The sequence below is a fragment of the Nocardia rhizosphaerae genome (assembly GCF_042650365.1).
Classification (GTDB): Bacteria; Actinomycetota; Actinomycetes; order Mycobacteriales; family Mycobacteriaceae; genus Nocardia; species Nocardia rhizosphaerae.
The window spans coordinates 424,190-441,054 of sequence record NZ_JBHSBA010000007.1 but is presented as its reverse complement, the minus strand read 5'-3'; the positions used below and the strand labels follow the sequence as shown (position 1 = coordinate 441,054).

At 70.1% G+C, this 16,865-nt stretch carries 17 protein-coding genes; 4 read left to right on the top strand and 13 right to left on the bottom strand.

What is annotated here, in order from left to right:
- The first annotated feature begins 197 nt into the window (after positions 1–197).
- Positions 198–1,208 carry an LLM class flavin-dependent oxidoreductase gene (locus tag ACFOW8_RS16845; RefSeq protein WP_378551565.1) on the top strand — a complete coding sequence of 337 codons (1,011 nt, stop codon included), beginning with the start codon at positions 198–200 and terminating at the stop codon, positions 1,206–1,208.
- Positions 1,209–1,390: 182 nt separating this feature from the next.
- Here ACFOW8_RS16845 and ACFOW8_RS16840 read toward each other — a convergent pair whose 3' ends face one another.
- The 3 genes from ACFOW8_RS16840 to ACFOW8_RS16830 all read right to left on the bottom strand — a co-directional run bounded on the left by ACFOW8_RS16840 (position 1,391) and on the right by ACFOW8_RS16830 (position 4,624).
- Positions 1,391–1,990 (bottom strand): DUF4126 domain-containing protein, encoded by a 600-nt coding sequence (locus ACFOW8_RS16840; protein WP_378551564.1) that lies wholly within the window; start codon positions 1,988–1,990, stop codon positions 1,391–1,393.
- 389 nt (positions 1,991–2,379) lie between these two features.
- Complete coding sequence (locus ACFOW8_RS16835) at positions 2,380–3,804, bottom strand: DHA2 family efflux MFS transporter permease subunit (RefSeq protein ID WP_378551563.1); 1,425 nt, start codon at positions 3,802–3,804, stop codon at positions 2,380–2,382.
- Between the two features lie 16 nt (positions 3,805–3,820).
- Positions 3,821–4,624, bottom strand: coding sequence for an acyl-CoA thioesterase (locus ACFOW8_RS16830; protein ID WP_378551562.1), 804 nt, complete (start codon positions 4,622–4,624; stop codon positions 3,821–3,823).
- Between the two features lie 53 nt (positions 4,625–4,677).
- On the opposite strand from ACFOW8_RS16830, the gene ACFOW8_RS16825 reads away from it, so the two are divergent.
- Complete coding sequence (locus ACFOW8_RS16825) at positions 4,678–5,151, top strand: winged helix-turn-helix transcriptional regulator (RefSeq protein WP_378551561.1); 474 nt, start codon at positions 4,678–4,680, stop codon at positions 5,149–5,151.
- A 21-nt stretch (positions 5,152–5,172) separates the two neighbouring features.
- On the opposite strand, the gene ACFOW8_RS16820 is transcribed toward ACFOW8_RS16825, so the two are convergent.
- The 6 genes from ACFOW8_RS16820 to ACFOW8_RS16795 form a co-directional block, all read right to left on the bottom strand.
- Positions 5,173–5,970 (bottom strand): ABC transporter permease, encoded by a 798-nt coding sequence (locus ACFOW8_RS16820; protein WP_378551560.1) that lies wholly within the window; start codon positions 5,968–5,970, stop codon positions 5,173–5,175.
- Positions 5,971–5,972: 2 nt separating this feature from the next.
- Complete coding sequence (locus tag ACFOW8_RS16815; protein ID WP_378551559.1) at positions 5,973–6,860, bottom strand: 2-aminoethylphosphonate ABC transporter permease subunit; 888 nt, start codon at positions 6,858–6,860, stop codon at positions 5,973–5,975.
- A 253-nt stretch (positions 6,861–7,113) separates the two neighbouring features.
- Entirely contained in the window at positions 7,114–8,304 is a 1,191-nt protein-coding gene (locus ACFOW8_RS16810) for an ABC transporter ATP-binding protein (protein ID WP_378551558.1), read from the bottom strand.
- A 27-nt stretch (positions 8,305–8,331) separates the two neighbouring features.
- A complete protein-coding gene (locus ACFOW8_RS16805) occupies positions 8,332–9,378 on the bottom strand; it encodes a 2-aminoethylphosphonate ABC transporter substrate-binding protein (protein WP_378551557.1) in 1,047 nt (348 codons plus the stop codon).
- Positions 9,379–9,471: 93 nt separating this feature from the next.
- Entirely contained in the window at positions 9,472–10,155 is a 684-nt protein-coding gene (locus ACFOW8_RS16800) for a phosphonatase-like hydrolase (RefSeq protein WP_378551556.1), read from the bottom strand.
- 8 nt (positions 10,156–10,163) lie between these two features.
- Positions 10,164–11,291, bottom strand: coding sequence for a TIGR03364 family FAD-dependent oxidoreductase (locus ACFOW8_RS16795; RefSeq protein WP_378551555.1), 1,128 nt, complete (start codon positions 11,289–11,291; stop codon positions 10,164–10,166).
- 97 nt (positions 11,292–11,388) lie between these two features.
- On the opposite strand from ACFOW8_RS16795, the gene ACFOW8_RS16790 reads away from it, so the two are divergent.
- Positions 11,389–12,114, top strand: a complete 726-nt coding sequence (locus tag ACFOW8_RS16790) for a GntR family transcriptional regulator (protein WP_378551554.1) — start codon at positions 11,389–11,391, stop codon at positions 12,112–12,114.
- Between the two features lie 4 nt (positions 12,115–12,118).
- Here ACFOW8_RS16790 and ACFOW8_RS16785 read toward each other — a convergent pair whose 3' ends face one another.
- A complete protein-coding gene (locus ACFOW8_RS16785) occupies positions 12,119–12,478 on the bottom strand; it encodes a DUF4254 domain-containing protein (protein ID WP_378552047.1) in 360 nt (119 codons plus the stop codon).
- A 364-nt stretch (positions 12,479–12,842) separates the two neighbouring features.
- Between ACFOW8_RS16785 and ACFOW8_RS16780 the strand changes: the two genes are divergently transcribed.
- Complete coding sequence (locus ACFOW8_RS16780; protein ID WP_378551553.1) at positions 12,843–13,724, top strand: helix-turn-helix domain-containing protein; 882 nt, start codon at positions 12,843–12,845, stop codon at positions 13,722–13,724.
- Between the two features lie 110 nt (positions 13,725–13,834).
- Here ACFOW8_RS16780 and ACFOW8_RS16775 read toward each other — a convergent pair whose 3' ends face one another.
- From ACFOW8_RS16775 to ACFOW8_RS16765, 3 genes are all read right to left on the bottom strand, one after another.
- On the bottom strand, positions 13,835–14,788 hold the full coding sequence (locus ACFOW8_RS16775) for a thioesterase domain-containing protein (RefSeq protein ID WP_378551552.1): 954 nt from the start codon (positions 14,786–14,788) through the stop codon (positions 13,835–13,837).
- Between the two features lie 53 nt (positions 14,789–14,841).
- On the bottom strand, positions 14,842–15,324 hold the full coding sequence (locus ACFOW8_RS16770; RefSeq protein WP_378551551.1) for a hypothetical protein: 483 nt from the start codon (positions 15,322–15,324) through the stop codon (positions 14,842–14,844).
- A 160-nt stretch (positions 15,325–15,484) separates the two neighbouring features.
- Positions 15,485–16,747: a TIGR03118 family protein gene (locus tag ACFOW8_RS16765; protein WP_378551550.1), complete on the bottom strand. Its 1,263-nt coding sequence runs from the start codon at positions 16,745–16,747 to the stop codon at positions 15,485–15,487.
- Positions 16,748–16,865: the final 118 nt, after the last annotated feature.

Here is a 16,865-nt window from a genome sequence, read left to right as displayed (position 1 = left end):
GCTCGGGACATCGTCTCGAGCTGGGCGAGCAGGCCGGGCAGCTGAACGCACGGCAACAGGGCATTCTATCGTGCGACCAGCATCCGACGGAGGCCATGATCGTCGCACCACCGGGCACCACCGCACCATCGGGGAATCTCTTCGGACCATGGTCCGTTTAAACGGAGACCGAACCATCCCGACCGCGAGGAGCACTCATGGAACTGGGCCTGACCACCTTCGCCGAGCTGTATCCCGCCGGTGATCGACCCGCGCCGACCGCCGCGCAGCGCCTGCGGCAGGTGGTGGACGAGGCGGTGGCGACCGAGGCGGCCGGGCTCGATGTCTACGGCGTGGGCGAACACCACCGCAAAGACTTCGCGGCCTCGTCCCCGGCGGTGGTGCTGGCGGCCGCCGCGGCACGGACCGAGCGCATCCAGCTGACCAGCGCCGTCACCGTTCTCAGTTCCGACGATCCGGTGCGGGTGTACCAGGACTTCGCGACACTGGACGGCCTGTCGAACGGCCGCGCCGAGCTGATGGCCGGGCGCGGCTCGTTCACCGAGTCGTTCCCGCTGTTCGGCTACGACCTGTCCGACTACGACGCCTTGTTCGAGGAGAAGCTGGCCCTGCTGCTTCGCCTGCGTGAGGCGGAGCCGGTGACCTGGTCGGGCCGGTTCCGTGCCCCGCTGCGGGAGACGACGGTGTACCCGCGCACCGACGACCGGCCGCTGCCGGTGTGGATCGCGGTGGGCGGCAGCCCCGAGTCGGTGATCCGGGCCGGACTGCTCGGCCTGCCCCTGGCGATCGCGATCATCGGTGGTCAGCCCGCCAGGTTCGCGCCGCTGGTGGAGCTGTACCACCGGGCGCTCGCCGAAGGCGGCCACGAGAAGCAGCCGGTGGCTGTGCACGCGCACGGCTACGTCGCCGACTCCGACGCGCAGGCCGTCGCCGACTTCTACGAGCCGTACGCGCTGGCCATGTCGACCATCGGCCGGGAACGCGGCTGGGGCCCGATGACCCGTCAGCAGTTCGACGCGTTGCGCTCGCAGAGCGGTTCGCTGTTCGTCGGCACCCCCGACTACGTGGCCGACAAGATCGCCACGGTCCGCGACACCCTCGGCCTCGACCGTTTCATGCTGCACACCAGCGTGGGCACCCTCCCACCGGAACAGGTCCTGCACAGCATCGATCTGCTGGGCACGAAGGTGGCACCGCAGTTGCGCTGAGAGCTTCGGCCGCGCTACGCGTTTAGCCGGTGCGGCGGGCGCTCGCGGCATCACCGAGCCAGTTCACGGCACCGCCAGGCCGGTTCGCGGCATCGCCGGGCGCTCGCGGTATCGCCGGGCCGGATCACAGCGCCGCTGGGCGCTCGCGGTATCGCCGATCAGGTCGCGACGTCGCCGAGCGGCTATCCGAGGACGGCGGCCCCGCGCGCTTCCCGGCGTTCGCGCCTGCGGCGCAGGTACCGCCGAATCCGGCTGGCGCACAGGTACACCACCCACAGCCCCACCACCAGCAGCACACCCGCGATCACCGCGGCCAGCACCGGGAAGAACACCGCCAAGGTGAGCACCGCACCGACGCCGAGATCCTCGACGGTGCTCACCACGATATTGCTGGCAGGCTCGGGCGAGGTGTTGATCGCCATCCTGGTGCCCGCCTTGACGATATGACTCGCCAGCGCCGTGGTCCCGCCCACCGCCGCCGCGAACAACGTCGGCAGCGAGTCGTCCTGCCCCGCGATCAACGCCGACACCACCGCCCCCGACGCTGGCCGCACCACCGTATGCACCGCATCCCAGAACGAGTCCAGATACGGAACCTTGTCCGCCACCGCCTCGATCAGGAACAGCGCCCCCGCCGCCACCAGCACATCGGTGCGCTCCAACCCCGGCGGCACATCCTCGGCCCACCCGATCCGCCCGAACACCCCGAGCAGAAACACCACCGCATACGCGTTGATCCCGCTGGCCCAGCCCGCGGTGAAGATCAAAGGCAGTACCGACACACGTTCAGCCTAGGCCCACCCTCCGACATCGCGCCCGATCCTGACACTCCCTCGCAGCACCCTCGATCGCACGCAGTCCGTCTCCAGGCTCCGAGCGGTCCGGAGGATCGTCGTCGCCGGGCCGCCGACCGGGACTGCGGCCGCGGTTCGGGGCCTCTGCGAACGTGTCGGACTGGCGACCTGATCCTCCCGCCGAGGAAGCCGAGGCCAAGGCGACGCGCGTGCTGAGGCATTCGCGGGAACCGATTGGGCGAGAAGCTGACCGGCAACGCTTTCCAGGGTCGGCAGTACAGACCGGCGGCGCCCACTACGGACCGCCGCCGGCCCACACGATTCATCCCGACCGCCGAACCTCTCGGCACGGAGCCGGGCGAATCACCGGCCAAGTGTCACAAACGTGGTGTCGGCTGCTCGGTGACCTCCGGTGCCGCGGCGGCCGGGGTCGGGGTGGGACGGATGCCGAGGCCGAGCAGGCCGGCCAGCACGGCGACGGCGGCGGTCACGTACCAGGCGCGCTGGAACGCGTCGAGGGTGGCCGCGGGGGTTTCGGGGGTGCCGAGTACGGCGACGAGCAGGGCGACGCCGATGGCCAGGCCGAGCTGGCGGGTCATGCTCAGCACCGCCGACCCGGTCGCGAAGCGCTGCGGGGGCAGGGTTCCCGTGCCTGCCGCGAATACGGTCGGCAGGGTGAGACCGACACCGAGGCCGGTCAGCAGCATCCCGCCGAGCAGGCCGGACGCGTAGTCCGGGGTGAGCTCGGCCGACCGCGCCCACCACAGCAAGCCGCCACCGAAGGCCAGTCCGCCTGCGGCGGTCACCGGTCCGGCGCCGAATCGGGCGATGAGACGGCCCGCGAGGATCGCCACGACGGGGACCACCAGCGGTCCCGGCGCGATCGCGAGCCCCGTGCGCAGGGCAGACCATCCCCACACGTTCTGCGCCCACAGCGTCACCGAGAGCAGCATGCCGGCGAACGCGATCTGGAACACGAGCGAATTGGCGCCCGCCAGAGTGAAATTCGGGGTTCGCAGCAGTGCCGGGTCAACGACTGGGCTGTGGTGGCGGGCCGAGGACGCGACGAAGACGATGCCGAGCACGACCGACGTCGCGAAAGCCGCGAGCACGCCCGTCGAGCGCCAGCCCCACTCCGGCCCCTGGACCACGGCCAGGATGATCGCGCCGACCGCGCCGATCAGCGCGACCGCGCCGAGCAGGTCCGGTAGCGGGCCGCGATCGGCGGTCGTTCGTGGGAGCGTGCGCGCACCGATCGCGAGGGCGATCAGCCCGATCGGCACATTCACCAGGAACACCCAGCGCCAATCGAGTTCGACGAGCAGGCCGCCGATCACCGGTCCGAGGGCGGCGCCGAGACCGCCGACCGCGACCCACAGCCGGACCGCGCCCGCGCGCCGCTGCGGTGGCGTCGCGGCCAGCACCAACGCCAGCGACGACGGGGTCAGCAGCGCGCAGCCGATCGCCTGGACGACACGGAACCCGACGAGTGAGGTGACATCCCAGGCCAGTGCGCACAGCGCCGAACCAAGGATGAACACGGCGAGACCGATCAGGAAGATCTCGCGATTGCCGTTGCGGTCGCCGAGCCGGCCCGCCGGGACGAGGAGCGCGGCGAAGACGATCGCGTACAGGTTGAGCACCCAGGACAGACCGGTGAGTCCGGCGCCGAGATCGGCGGACATCGCGGGCATGGCGACATTGACGATGAACAGGTCCAGGCTCGACAGCAGGACGCCGACGGAGACGACACCGAGGACCACCCGGTGATCGGCGCTTCGCACGGTAGCGGTGGATGTCATGCGCGGGTCCTTCCGGTCAGCCGAGAACACGGCGGGTTTGGCGGGCCGTGACGAGCAGGACGCCGTCGCTGTCCCAGATCTCGGTGTCGTCCACCGCCCAGCCCTCGCCCACGCTCACCGCGGCGGCGCGGACCAGCACGGGCAGCCCGTCGAGTCGCGTGCTGTCGGCGTGGAAGTGCAGCGACAGCGCGACGGTCGGCACCGCGACCGGCGCGGTGAGCAGCGGGAACAGGCCGGGCGGTAGCGCGTCGGCGAGGACGGCCAGACTCGGTGGCTCCAGGGGCAGCGCGGGGTCGAGGGCGATCCAGGCGCACATCATCGCCTCGTCGGCACCGCTGAGCGGGAGCGGGCCCGCGGCGGGCCGGATCACGAAATGCGCGCCGACCGGGACGATCTGGGGTGGGAGCTGGAACAGCGCGCAGTCCTGTGGGGCCGCGACGACGGGAGCGGGCCGGGCGGAGTGCGCGGCGATCGCGGTCTCGCCCGGTGCGCCCAGGGTGACCGAGGCCGCGGCGACCGGTGCGCCGTGCTGATGCGCCACCACGTCGAGGACGGTCGTGCCGCGACCGACGATGTGCTCGGTGGCGTGCAGCGTGAACGCGCCGGTCGCCGGTCTGCCGAGGAAACGGATGTCGGCGGCGCGCACGGGCTGGTCTCGGGTGCGCGCCTGCCGCGCGGTCTCGATCAGGAGGCCGGCGAGCGCGCCGCCGTGGGGGCCGGTCCAGCCTCGCCAGGAATCGTCGACGACGGCATGCCAATGCCCGGCTTCGGTGGCGGTCAGGGCGAATTCCGCACCGAGCGAGCTAGTGAGTTTCATCATGCAACTCACGCTAGCCGGGTGAGTTCTTTCATGCAACCAACTAGACTCGAGGGATGCGCCGCACGAGCTTCGAGGACATGAACTGCTCCCTCGCCCAATGTCTGGAGGTGGTCGGCGAGTGGTGGACGCTGCTGATCGTGCGGGACGCCCTGTTCGGTGTGACCCGCTTCGACGAGTTCCGCGACCGGCTCGGCATCGCGCGCAATGTGCTCACCCAGCGCCTCGACGGCCTGGTCGAGCACGAGATCATGACCAGAGAGCCCTATCAGGACAACCCGGTCCGCTACGACTATCTGCTCACCGCGAAAGGGCGCGCACTGTGGACGGTCGTGACCGCGATGCGGCAATGGGGCGACGACTGGGCCGCGCCCAACGGCGCACCGGTCGTGGCCGTGCATCGCGGCTGCGGGCACGTCGCCACCGTCGAACCGGTGTGCTCGCATTGCGGTGAACCGGTACTCGGCCGGGACCTGCGCCCGATCGACGGTCCGGGAGCCGGGCCGGTGTCTCTGCTCCCGAAACGCTGACGACCACGCCCGACCAGCGATTCAGCGCAGGGCCGCGCGACCCCTGATCCGGCCGAGCACCATCAGCACCACCAAGGTCACCGCCACCAGCACCGTCGTCCCGGCCGCTGCGTCGAACACCTCACCCCGGTCGGTCTGGGCGAAGATGCTCACCGGCAAGGTCTTCCAGGTGGCCGGATAGACCATGATGGTCGCGCCGAGCTCACCCATCGACAGGGCGACGGCCAAACCGGCTGCGGCGCCGAGGGCGGGCAGCAGCAGCGGCAGCGTGATCTGACACAGCACCCGCACCGGGTCCGCGCCGAGCGACTCGGCGGCCTGCCGGTAAGCGGGGTCGAGCCGGTCGAGGGCCGCCGAGACCGCGCTGAAGGTGTAGGCGAGAACGAGCACGGCGTGGGCCAGGATCACGATCCACTCGGTGCCGCCGAGCAGCAGCGGCCGTTCGTTGAACGCGATCAGCACGCCGAGCCCGACAGCCACCGATGGCACCGCGACCGGCAGGTGGAAGGCCGCGTCGGTGCTCTTGCGCAGCCAGGTGGGCGCTTCCCTGGCGGCCAGTGCCGCCCAGGTGCCGAGGACCAGCGACACCCCACCGGCCAGCAGCGCGGTCTGCAGGCTCACCGAAAGGCTGGCCGCCTGCTCACCGGCGAGCGCGTTGCCCAGATTGGTGAACCCGAGATCCGAGGGCAGCGGACCGGTCCAGCTGCCTGCCAGCGCGGCGGCGACCACGGTGGCGATCGGTGCGACGAACACCACCGTCACCACCAGCGCGAACACTCCGAGTGCCAGGGCTTTGCCCCGGGCGGTCCACAGCAGCATGATCAGTCCTTCGTGGAGCGGGTCCGGGCGAACCGGGAGAAGACGAACCGGTAGGTCAGGTACAGGGTGAGGGAGAGCAGCACCTGCACGGTGGCGAGCACGGCGGCACCGGGCAGGTCGAAGGTGACGATGCCGCGGGTGTAGATCAGCGCGGGCAGCGTGATCACGCCCTTGGCGCCGGTGAACAGCACGATGCCGAACTCGTTGAGGGTCAGCAACAGCACCAGGCTGCCGCCCGCCGCGAGCGCGGGCCAGGCTTCCGGAAGCACCACCTGCCGCAGCACCCGCCACGGCGAGGCACCGAGACTCGCTGCCACGTCGAGCTGTTCGCGTGACAACTGCGCGAAGGCGGCGAGCAGCGGACGCACCACGAACGGGGTGAAGTAGGTGATCTCGGCCAGGATCACGCCCAGCGGGGTGGTGAGGAAGTCGATCACCGGGGTGGTAACGCCGGTGAGTTCGGCGATGAGGGCGTTGATCGCGCCCGCCGTGCCGTAGAGGAAGGTGAAGGCGAGGGTGATCAGGAACGAGGGCAGGGTCAGGATCGTGTCGATCAGCCTGCCGACCACCCCGGATCCGGGAAACGGCACGAACGCGAGCACAACCGCCAGGAACGTGCCGAGGACCAGGCAGCCCAGCGTGGAGCAGACCGCGATCGATACGGTGCGCCACAACGCATCCCGGAACACCGCGGAGCCGAGCACCTCCGACCAGACCGCGGTGCCGCGGCCGGTGGGGGTCCGGGTCGACTCGGTGAGTACCCGCACGATCGGGTACCCGGCGATCCCGAGCACCACCAGGACCGGTGGCAGCGTCCACAGGATCGGTAGCCAGGAGCGTTGTGTCGCACTGTATCCGGGGTCGCGATGTGGGGCGGTCGCCACGGTCATGCCCGCACCCCCAAGGCCGTTCGACGGCAGGCGCCCGACGCCTGGTTGCGCAGCCCCGAGACGAACCCGCCGCCCTCAGACGCCACGAATGCGGCACCGACACCCTCGGTGCCTGCTACCCGCACCCCGACGAGATCCGGGCGATGCCGGACCAGCCCGCGCCGCGCGCGCACTCGATATCTGGGCGCGCCGCAGGCGGTCCGGGATCCGGTCGAACCGGGGAAGCCGCTATTCGACTGTCCCGCACAGTGACTCATGACGACTCCCCGCTCGGCGCCGCCTGCCCGACGGTGTCGGGAATGAGCACGCCCGCGGAATCCGGCAACCTCACCCCGACGACGCGGCCGACCTCGGCGTCGAAGTGCCCTGGCACGTCGGCGGCCAGTTCGTCCGGCAGGCCGTCGACCGTGAGAACGACACGAGTCGACGCACCACGCCAGACCACGCTGGACACGGTGGCCCGCATGGCGTCGCGCTCCCCCACCGCGCCGACGGCCACGGTGTGCGGGCGGACGCAGAGCAGGGCGGGATCGTCGGGGGTCCATGCGGCACGCCCCACTCCGGGGCGGGGCGCCTCCGCGCGCAGCGTCCGGGTGCCCGCGGTCACCAGCGCGGCGGTGCCGGTGATGTGATTCACCGTGCACGGCACCAGATTCGCGCCGCCGAGGAAGGCGGCGGTGAAATCGGTGGGCGGGCGCTGCCACAGGTTCTCGGCGGTGTCGATGTCGACCAGCCTGGCATCGCGCATGACGGCGATCCGGTCGGCCAGGGCCAGTGCCTCGGCCTGATCATGGGTGACATACAGCATCGCCGTGTCCGGCAACGCCTGTCGCAGCTGCTGCAGTTCGCCGAGCATCGACTGGCGCAGCTGCGCGTCGAGCGCGGCCAGCGGCTCGTCGAGCAGCAGGACCTTGGGCCGGATCGCCAGCGCTCGCGCGATCGCCACCCGCTGCTGCTGACCACCGGACAGCTCGCGGGGCAGCCGCGCGGCATATCCGGCCATGCCGACCATCTCCAGCGCCTCGACCACCCGCGCGCCGATCTCGGCCCGCGGTACCCGATGTGATTTCAGCCCGAACGCGACATTGCTGTGCACACTCATGTGCGGGAACAGCGCGTAGGACTGGACGACGACACCGATCCCCCGCTTGGCGGGGGACAGCTCGGTGACATCTCGGCCGGCGAGGCGGACCGATCCCGAGGTGGGCCGGACGAAGCCGGCCAGCGCCTTGAGCGCGGTCGACTTGCCCGACCCACTCGGGCCGAGGAGCGCGACGGTCTCGCCGACGGCGACGCGCAGGGTGAAATCGGTCAGTGCGACCGCGGCCTTGCGGCCCCTGCCGTACCTGACGCCGACCCGGTCGAACACGATCGCGGGTTCATCGGCCGTCCCGATAGGGGCGGCGGTCGCGGACTTCGTCATGTGCAGTTCACCGTCGGACATCGTCGGCTCCCCTCGGCTCCGCCGGCCTCAGCTGCCGGTGGCCTGCTGGTACGCCGCCAGATCGGCGTCCAGATCGGCGAGTACCTTGTCCCAGTCGACCCCGACGATCTCCACGCCGTCGATGGTGGCCGCGGGGCCGCCGTCGGCGGGTGCGTCGACATCGGTGCGCGACGACACCGCGAACGCCTCGGGGCCGAGCTTGCGCTGCGCATCGGGTGCGAGCAGGAACTCCATCAGCGCGGTCGCGTCGTCCTTGTGCGGAGCGCCCTTGGCCAGGCCCATCATGTACGGCACCGACACGGTGGACCGCTTGCCGTCGGCGGCCGGGAAGAAGACGGTGAACGTCGAGCCCTTCTCCTTGACCGTGGTCAGGTTCATCTGCACGTCACCGTTGGCGATCAGCAGCTCACCTTTGTCGACCTTGGCCTGCAGCTTGCCGGTCGACGAGGACGGGCCGACATTGTTGGCCTGCAACGCCTTCAGGTAGTCGAGGGCACCCTGCTTGCCGCGCAGCTGCTGCAGCAGCACCAGCACGGCGGTACCGTCACCGGCCTGGCCGGGGGTGGAGTACTGCAGCTTGCCCTTGTACTCCGGCCTCAGCAGGTCGTCCCAGGTCAGCGCCGAGGCGTCGACAGCGGGGTTGGCGATGAAACACAGGAAGTTGCCCGCCATCGTGACGAAGGTGCCGTCGACGTCCTTGTCGGCGTCCGGGAAGGCGGTGGTGTCGATGCCGCTCGGCTGCAGCAGACCCTGTTGCTTGGCCTTCTGGATGAACGGCGGCAGGGTGACCACGATGTCGGCCTGCGGGTTGGACTGTTCCTTGTCGACACGGTTCACCACCTCACCCGACCCGGCTTCGACCAGGTTGACCGCGATGCCGGTCTGCTCGGTGAACTCGGCGAACCGGTTGGCGTACCAGCCACCGACCCCGTCGGCGGAGTACACGGTGACGGTCTTGCCGTCCGCGGATTCGGCGCCGGTGCCGCCGCAGGCCGCGGTGAACGCGACAGCGGTGACGCCGGCCAGCAGCAGCGCGGCCCTGGACAGGCGGCGCGCGGTGAAGGAAGTACGCACGATTACAGCAACTTTCGTCTCGTTGTCGAGGGGTGAATCGCAGGGACGGGTGGATCGGAGGACGACGCGACGGCGGTTGCCGCAGCGGTGGGATCAGGAGGCGAGCACCACGGCAGGGAAGCCGGCGACCGAGGCGACGACGTGGGTGGCGCCCGCCGCGCGCAACTGCGCCTCGGTGTGCGCGCCGGTGAGCGTGCCCGCGACGATGCCGGCGCCGGCGGCGAGACCGGTGGCGATATCACTGGTGGTGTCGCCGAGCACGGCGATGCGATCGACCGCGTCGACGCCGAGGCGCAGAGCGGCGGTGAGCACCATGTCCGGGTAGGGGCGCCCGCGTCCGGCCTCGGCGGGCGCGAGTGTGAGGTCGACCAGATCGGCCCAGCCGAGCGCGGCGAGCAGCTTGTCCTTGGTGCCGCGGCTGAATCCGGTGGTCAGCGCGACTCGCACGCCCGCATCGCGCAGCGCCGTGATGGCCTCGACGGCACCGGGTACGGACGCGATGTCGGCCTCGTCGACGAGCGTGTCGTAGGCCTGCTCGAACGCGGTATTGGCGGCCTGTGCCGCGTCCTCGTCGCGCAGCAGCGCGCGGAACACCTCGATCTTGGACTGGCCCATGGTGTCGACCACGTAGCGGCGGGCCTGGTCGCGGCGCCTGCCCTCGGTCTCGATCCCGGCCGCGGTGGCGGCCTGTTCGAAGGCGCGCAGCACCAGGCCGCCGTCGGCGACGGTGGTGCCTGCCATATCGAGCACGGCGAGCTGAATGCGGTTGTCCGGCATGGTTTTCCTCACAGTCCGAGCTGATCGGCGGTTTGCTCGCCGATCGCGGGTCCGAGGGTCATGCCGCGACCGCCAGGGCCGGTGACGACCCAGACATTGGTATCGGCCTGCACCCGAGTGACGATGGCGTCGGGATCGACGCTCTGGCTGTAGACGCCTGCCCAGCGGCGCACGATCCGGGGCAGCGCGCGGCCGAGCAGTTCCTCGGTCACCTCGGTGAGGTGCTCGTAAGGCGCTTCGTCGACATCGAAGGCGAACGGCTCGGTGTATTCGTGGGTGTCGCCGATGGTCAGTCCGCCGTCCAGGCGCTGCACACACAGCAGCTGCATCTTGTGCTCGGCGGCGGTCGCGGCCTGGGACTGCTCGGCGGTCAGCGCGTCCAGCTGCGGACCGGCGAAGCCGGGGTAGTAGCGGAAGCTGTCGGCGTCGGCGATCGCGGTGGTGAGTGGTTCACCCAGCGGGGCGGTCTGCATCATCTGCAGGCGCACCCGGCGCACCGGCAGGTCACCGGCCAGTTCGCGGGTGAGCCCCGAGTGGGCGGCGCCTGGGCAGTGCACAAGCAGGTCGGCCGCGTGCCGTCGGCCGGTGTCGTCGGTGACGACAACGCCGGATCCGGTGTCGAGAACCGAGCGTGCCTCGGTGCCATCGTGGAAGGTGTAGCGGCCGCTCGCGGCCATGTGCGCCCGCAGCGCGGGCAGCGCCTGGCGCGATTCCACCGCAGCGTCGGTCGAGCAGTGCAGCCCGGCGAGGTACTTGCCGCGCAACGCCGGGTTCAGCGCGCGCACCCGCTCCGGGTCGAGCAGGGTGAAGCCACGCTGCCGCGCGGTCGTGCCCGCCGCTGCCGCTTCGGCGACCGCGAGTTCGGCGGGAGTACGGACCAGCGTGATCGAGCCCGCAGGCCGGAATCCGACGCCGGCGACCCGGCCGCCGATCTCCTCCCACAGCTCGCGCGAGCGCAGCGTGAGGTCCAGTTCCCCCGCCGCCCGGCCGGACACCCAGACGAGACCGAAGTTGCGGACCGTCGCCCCGCGCGCCTCCCGCTCCCGTTCGAGCTGGACGACCTCGTGACCGCGGGCGATCGCCGTCCACGCGTGTGCGGTGCCGAGAATCCCGCCACCGATGATGACCATTCGCATGGCATTGATACTGACGAATGGTCTAGACCGATGGGTGTGCCGCGGGCGAACACTGGGTTAACGTTTGGTATAGACCAATTCGGGTACGCTGGCGGACATGGATGCACCGCCCACGACGACCCGCGTTCCCAAGGTCTTTCGCGTTCGCACCGAGATCGACGCCATACTGGCCGAGCTCGGCGAAGGCGATCCGGTGCCGTCCGAGCGCGAGCTGGCCGCCCGCTTCGGCGTCGCGCGCGAAACAGTCCGGCAGGCGCTGCGAGAACTGCTGGTGGAGGGCCGGATTCGCCGTAAAGGGCGGGGCACGGTGGTCTCACGGCCCAAGCTCACCCAGCCGCTGTCGCTTAGCTCCTATACCGAGGGAGCGCTCAGCCTCGGCCGCACACCCGGCCGCATCGTCGTCACCTGGTCCGATGTCGCCGCCGACGCCGAGACGGCCACCGATCTGGCGCTGGCCCCCGGCACGCCGGTCATGCATCTCGAGCGTGTGCTGCTCGCCGACGGTGAGCGCATCGGACTGGAGAGCACGTTCCTTCCGCTGCACCGCTTCGGCGAACTGCGCGGCGCCTACGACCCGACCACCTCGCTGTACGCCGCGATCCGCGCCACCGGCATCACCTTCGCCAGTGCGCGGGAACGGATCGAGACCGTGCTTGCCGCACCGAGGGAGGCGGGCCTGCTCGAGTGCACGACCGCACTGCCGATGCTGCTGCTGCACCGCAGGAGCGTCGACGCCGACGGCGCACCGATAGAACGAGTGCGCTCGCTGTACCGGGGTGACAGGATCGCCTTCGAGGCGATCCTGTCAACAGAGCGCACGTGATCGGCTACTGCTCCGGCAGCCGCCGCCGTCCGCCCGCCACATCGGTGACCAGGTCGGTGTAGCCGTCGACCAGTTCGGCGAGGTGATACCAGTGCTTGTGCGTGCTGTCGCTGCGCACACCGTCGAGATCGATGGCCTGATTGGCATCGACCCAGCTGCGCGCCATGCGGTCGACGACGGCACCGAGGCTCTCGGTGTGCAGCGAGGCACCGGTGCGATGCAGCGGGATCTCCTGCACGATCCAGTCGTTGATGTCGTCGACGAGTTCGCTGCGACGGCAGTCGATTTCGGCGATCAGCGCGGCGTCACGCACCTGTGCCCGCCGCTCGTGCAGCTCGGCGAGCGCATGCGCCGAGCGCAACAGTTCCCGATCTTGAAAACGTCTGCCCTGGAAGGCGCACAACAATTGCGGCGCCGTGGGAAGTACCCCCATCACCGGCGCGCTCATCGCTTCGCCCCGAATTCACCCGACACCCAAGATTTGTGTACCAACATGATTGGCTCTCGATTCGGTTATCCCGGTCTTCTGTTCGGATTGCTCGCAACCAGGCTAACTGGATCATGCTCGCCCGCAGGGCGAAACGCAAGATTGCGTTGTCACTCCTGCGGTAAAGCCACCCTGACAGAACCTGCGGTTACATCCTGGCGATCCAGGGCGTTCGCGTGACATCGCGGCCGGACAGCGCAATAATGCGAATCACGAAGCGCGCCAGAGGCGAAGGGGAACCATGGCAGGCAAGCGCACGACACTGACGGTCAGGCTGCGCAGGCTGGCCGCGATGCTCCGCGAGTTGCGCGAAACCGCTGGGCTGAGCAAGGAAGACGTCAGCGCACGAACCGGAATCAACGTCACGACGCTGTACCGGATCGAAATGGCTCAGGCCCGCCCACAGCGCCGCACTCTCGGCGCAATGCTCGACTTGTATCAGGTCAGCGACAAAATGCGGGAAGAAGCGCTCGCGCTGCTCACCGACGCACTCAAACCGGGTATGTCACACGCGTACGAGGGCGCCGTCTCCGAGGTGTACGCCACCTACATCAACTTCGAGGCGGAAGCACTGTCGGCCCGCCAGTACCAGACATCGACGGTGCCCGGCCTGCTGCAGACCTTCGACTACGCCGCCGCGGTCATCGACACCTCGATGCCACGGCTCGACGCCGCGGTGATGGAGAGCAGGGCGCAGGCGAGGATGGATCGCGCCGTCAACCTGACCAAGGACGACCCGCTCGAACTCTGGGTGGTGATGGACGAGGCGGCGATACGGAGGGTCGTCGGCGGACCAGCCACCATGGTCGGCCAGCTCGACCGGCTGCTGGAGGAGACCAAGCGCAAGAACGTGATTCTGCAGGTACTGCCGTTCGACGCGGGTGCTCACCCCGGCATGGCAGGCTCGTTCACGCTGCTCGATTTCCGCAATCCGGTCGACCCGGAACTGGTGTACGTCGAGAGTATGTCCGCGCACGACCTGGTCGAAGGCCACTCCGAGATCCGCCGATTCGGCGTCATATTCGACCAGCTACGGGCGATGGCGCTGAGCCCACGCGACTCCGCGGTGCTGATCCAGAAGGCACGCGACGAGATCGCGACCCGCGCCGAGTCCACCGGGTAGCGCCGCCTCGATCACTCGGCCGACGGCACCACACGGCCGGACTCCTGCGGCGCGGCGGCGACCGTCGAGTCGATCCAGCAGGGCGGCGGGCGACGCGGCCGGCTGCGGACTCAGCAGGTGGTTCGCGCCGGTGCGGCCGTAGCGGTGGTGGTGAGGAGGTCGGCGATCACCGGCATCGACGCGGGGTCGACGAGTTCGTCGGGTGCCGCGTCGAAGACGACGCCGGAGACCGTGCCGTCGACGTAGGGCCGCCAATTGCGCAGCACCATATCCGGATCAGGGCGTGGCGTGCCGTCACGGTCGCGACCCGCGATCCCGACGATCAGGTCGCCGGAGAGCGGGGACGGACGATGATCTACCGTCGTGAGCACAGCGGCGGCGGCCGCGGCGGTGAGCCGATCCAGTTCGGCGCCGGTCACCTCGACGGTTCCGGCCATCGCCGCGCGCACGGCCGCCGCGGCCTGCTCGGCGGTGCGGTCGACGAGGTCGTCCTCGATGCCGTACACCGCACCGAACCTGGTCACCAGTTCTCCCGCGGACCCCGGGCCCACCATCGCGGCACGTCCGGCCGGGTCGGCGCCGAGGACGATCACCTCGACCCGCTCCCCCGCTGCCCGCAACCGCACCGCGATCTCGTGCGCGACGAAACCGCCCGCCGACCAGCCGAGCAGCCGATAAGGACCGTGCGGCGCCGTGCGGCGGATCTCGGCGACACCGCGGAGCGCGGATTCGGCGACAGTGCCGGGGAGCGGGCCGTCCATCGGAGTTTGCAGGCCGTAGACCGGCGTGTGCGGGTCGAGGTGTCCGAGGAGCCCTGCGAAGCTCCACGCCGCGCCCGCCTCGCCGGGCAGGCAGAACAGCGGTGCGCGGTCGACCTGGCCGCCGATGGGCCGGATCGGCAGCACCGCCGACCACCCAGCCCCTCCACCCGACACGACACCACCGGAACCAGTGGCAGGAACTGCCGGATCACCGACGTGGGCATCCGGCGCGGCCGCGCAGGCGTCCGGCCGCGCGGGCGACCAGGCGCAGCTCACGCCGTCGAGGTCGTCGTCAGTGCTCACACCACATGATACGTCGTACGAAACATGATCGGAGACAACAGTTTCGGGGGCACTCAGTGGCCGTGCGCGGGCAGCGTGCGCACACCGGCCCACAGCTCGTCGACGAGGCGCTGGTAGGTACGCGCGAGATCCTCCAGCCGCACCCACTCGTCGTAATAGACCGAATCGGGGGCACCGGCCAGCGAGACGAACGCCGCGACGCTGTGGCCCGCGATCCGGTCGACGAGCCCGCCGAGCGTTTCGCAGTGCTCGTCGGCGGCGGCGAAGGGCACCGGCGCGGCCAGGATGGCCCACCGGTCGATCGCGCGCATGAGCTGACCTCTGCGACGGTCGAGCGTGGCCACCTCGCTCAGCGGAGTGCGCTCACGCAGTTGATGCAGGGTGGCCAGCTCGCCCGCCGCGTCGAGCAGGGGGTGGTCATCGTGTGGCAAACCACGAATCGCCGCGAGCAACGCGTCGCGACCGGGGAGCAGGCTCGTACGCGCCGAATGCTGCGCGCCGACGGTAGTGGCGACGTCATCGTGCGAAATCTGCATCCGGTCAACCTCCCGATCGGGCACGACGCCCCGGTGCGGGCGCCATCGCGTGCGGCGGAACGACGCCTCCGCCGCACGGGTCGCGCGCACCGGGCAATCATCCCGCCACCACTGTCCCCCATCGCGCTGCCGGACGGGAGGAATTCGCCCCTTTTCGGGCTCACTGCACGCGCAGGCTGCCGAACAGTCCGTCTTCCGCGTCGTCCGGCGCCGCGGTGAAGTAGAGCGCGTTGGCGTCACCGAGGCTGTCACCGTTGCCGAATCGCAGCGCTGACAGGCCGGGGATCTCGATCGGTTCCGACTCGGCGTCACGCAGATAGTCGACGAAGGTGCCGGTGGTGTCGTCGTAGGCGAGCACCCGGCCGAGCCCGGCGGAGTTGCCGATCAGCAGCTTGCCCGACAGCGCACCGAAATTCGACGGCGCGATCGCCACGCCCCACGGCGCGTTGAGCCTGCCGCCGTCGTCGATGATGCGCACCAGTTTGCCAGTGGCGTCGAACTCGGCGACCTTGCCGCGATCGGGGGTGCCCGCTGCGGCCCCGTCTGCCTCGGCGTCGAGCGCGGCGGCGGCGCCCTTGTCGAACTTCTCGGGATCCTTGTCGTCCGGTGTGGTGATCGCGTAGGTGACGAACACCCGGTTGCCGAGCGTGGTGACGTTGTACGGCGCCGGATCGCCAGGCACGACCTTCTTGCCCTTCTCCGGCGTCGACGGGTCGATCAGCTCGCCGGTGGCGAACGGGTTGGCGAACCCGGAGGTGGCCACCGGCTGCCAGAACTTGTCGAAGGTGCGCAGCTGCGGATCGCTGCCGAAGTCTGCGGCGAGCAGCTTGTCCCCGGCGGGCGCGAGCGCGATCCCGGTGAACGCCATGCCATGGGACGAGCCGTCGAAGACCTGGTTCGCGCCGCCGTCACGCCGGATGACCGCACCGTCGGGCGCCTGCTCGGTCCAGGCCGCGAGCTTACCGGTCTCGGTGGCGAGGATGAACCGCGACGAACCCCCGAGCGGGATCGGCAGACCGTCCAGGTCCACCCACTGGTCGCGCACGGCGAACACATCGGAGTTGAGCGGGGCCGGGTTGAACACCACGCCGGTGACCTCCCCCGCAGGCACCCCTACCAGCTTGAGCTGATCCTGCGCCAGCTTCCGCAGCTTGGGGTCGTCGGAGGTGTGCACGTCACCGTAGAACTGGAACGCCTTCGGGCCTGCGCCGACCCAGAAATGGCCGCCGGGCCGGTCCGCCAGTCCACGAACGCCGACCAGGTCGGGGAAGGTGAACTGGGCGTGATAGGAATCCCGGTTCGCCGCCAGGTTCGTCTGGCTGTATCGATTGCCGTCGACGGCGGCGACCTCGTCACCGCCGGAGCCGTCCCCCGAGCACGCCGTACCGAGCACGAGTACCGCGCCGAGAATCACACCGCGCATCAGCCCGGACCGTACCCCGCGGGTACCCCGCACCTGTCCGTTCACGTTCCATCTTTCCTTTCGACCTGCGCCGGAATGCGTTTCAGGCGACGCTGACCTTAGCCTGACCGCGGCGTCG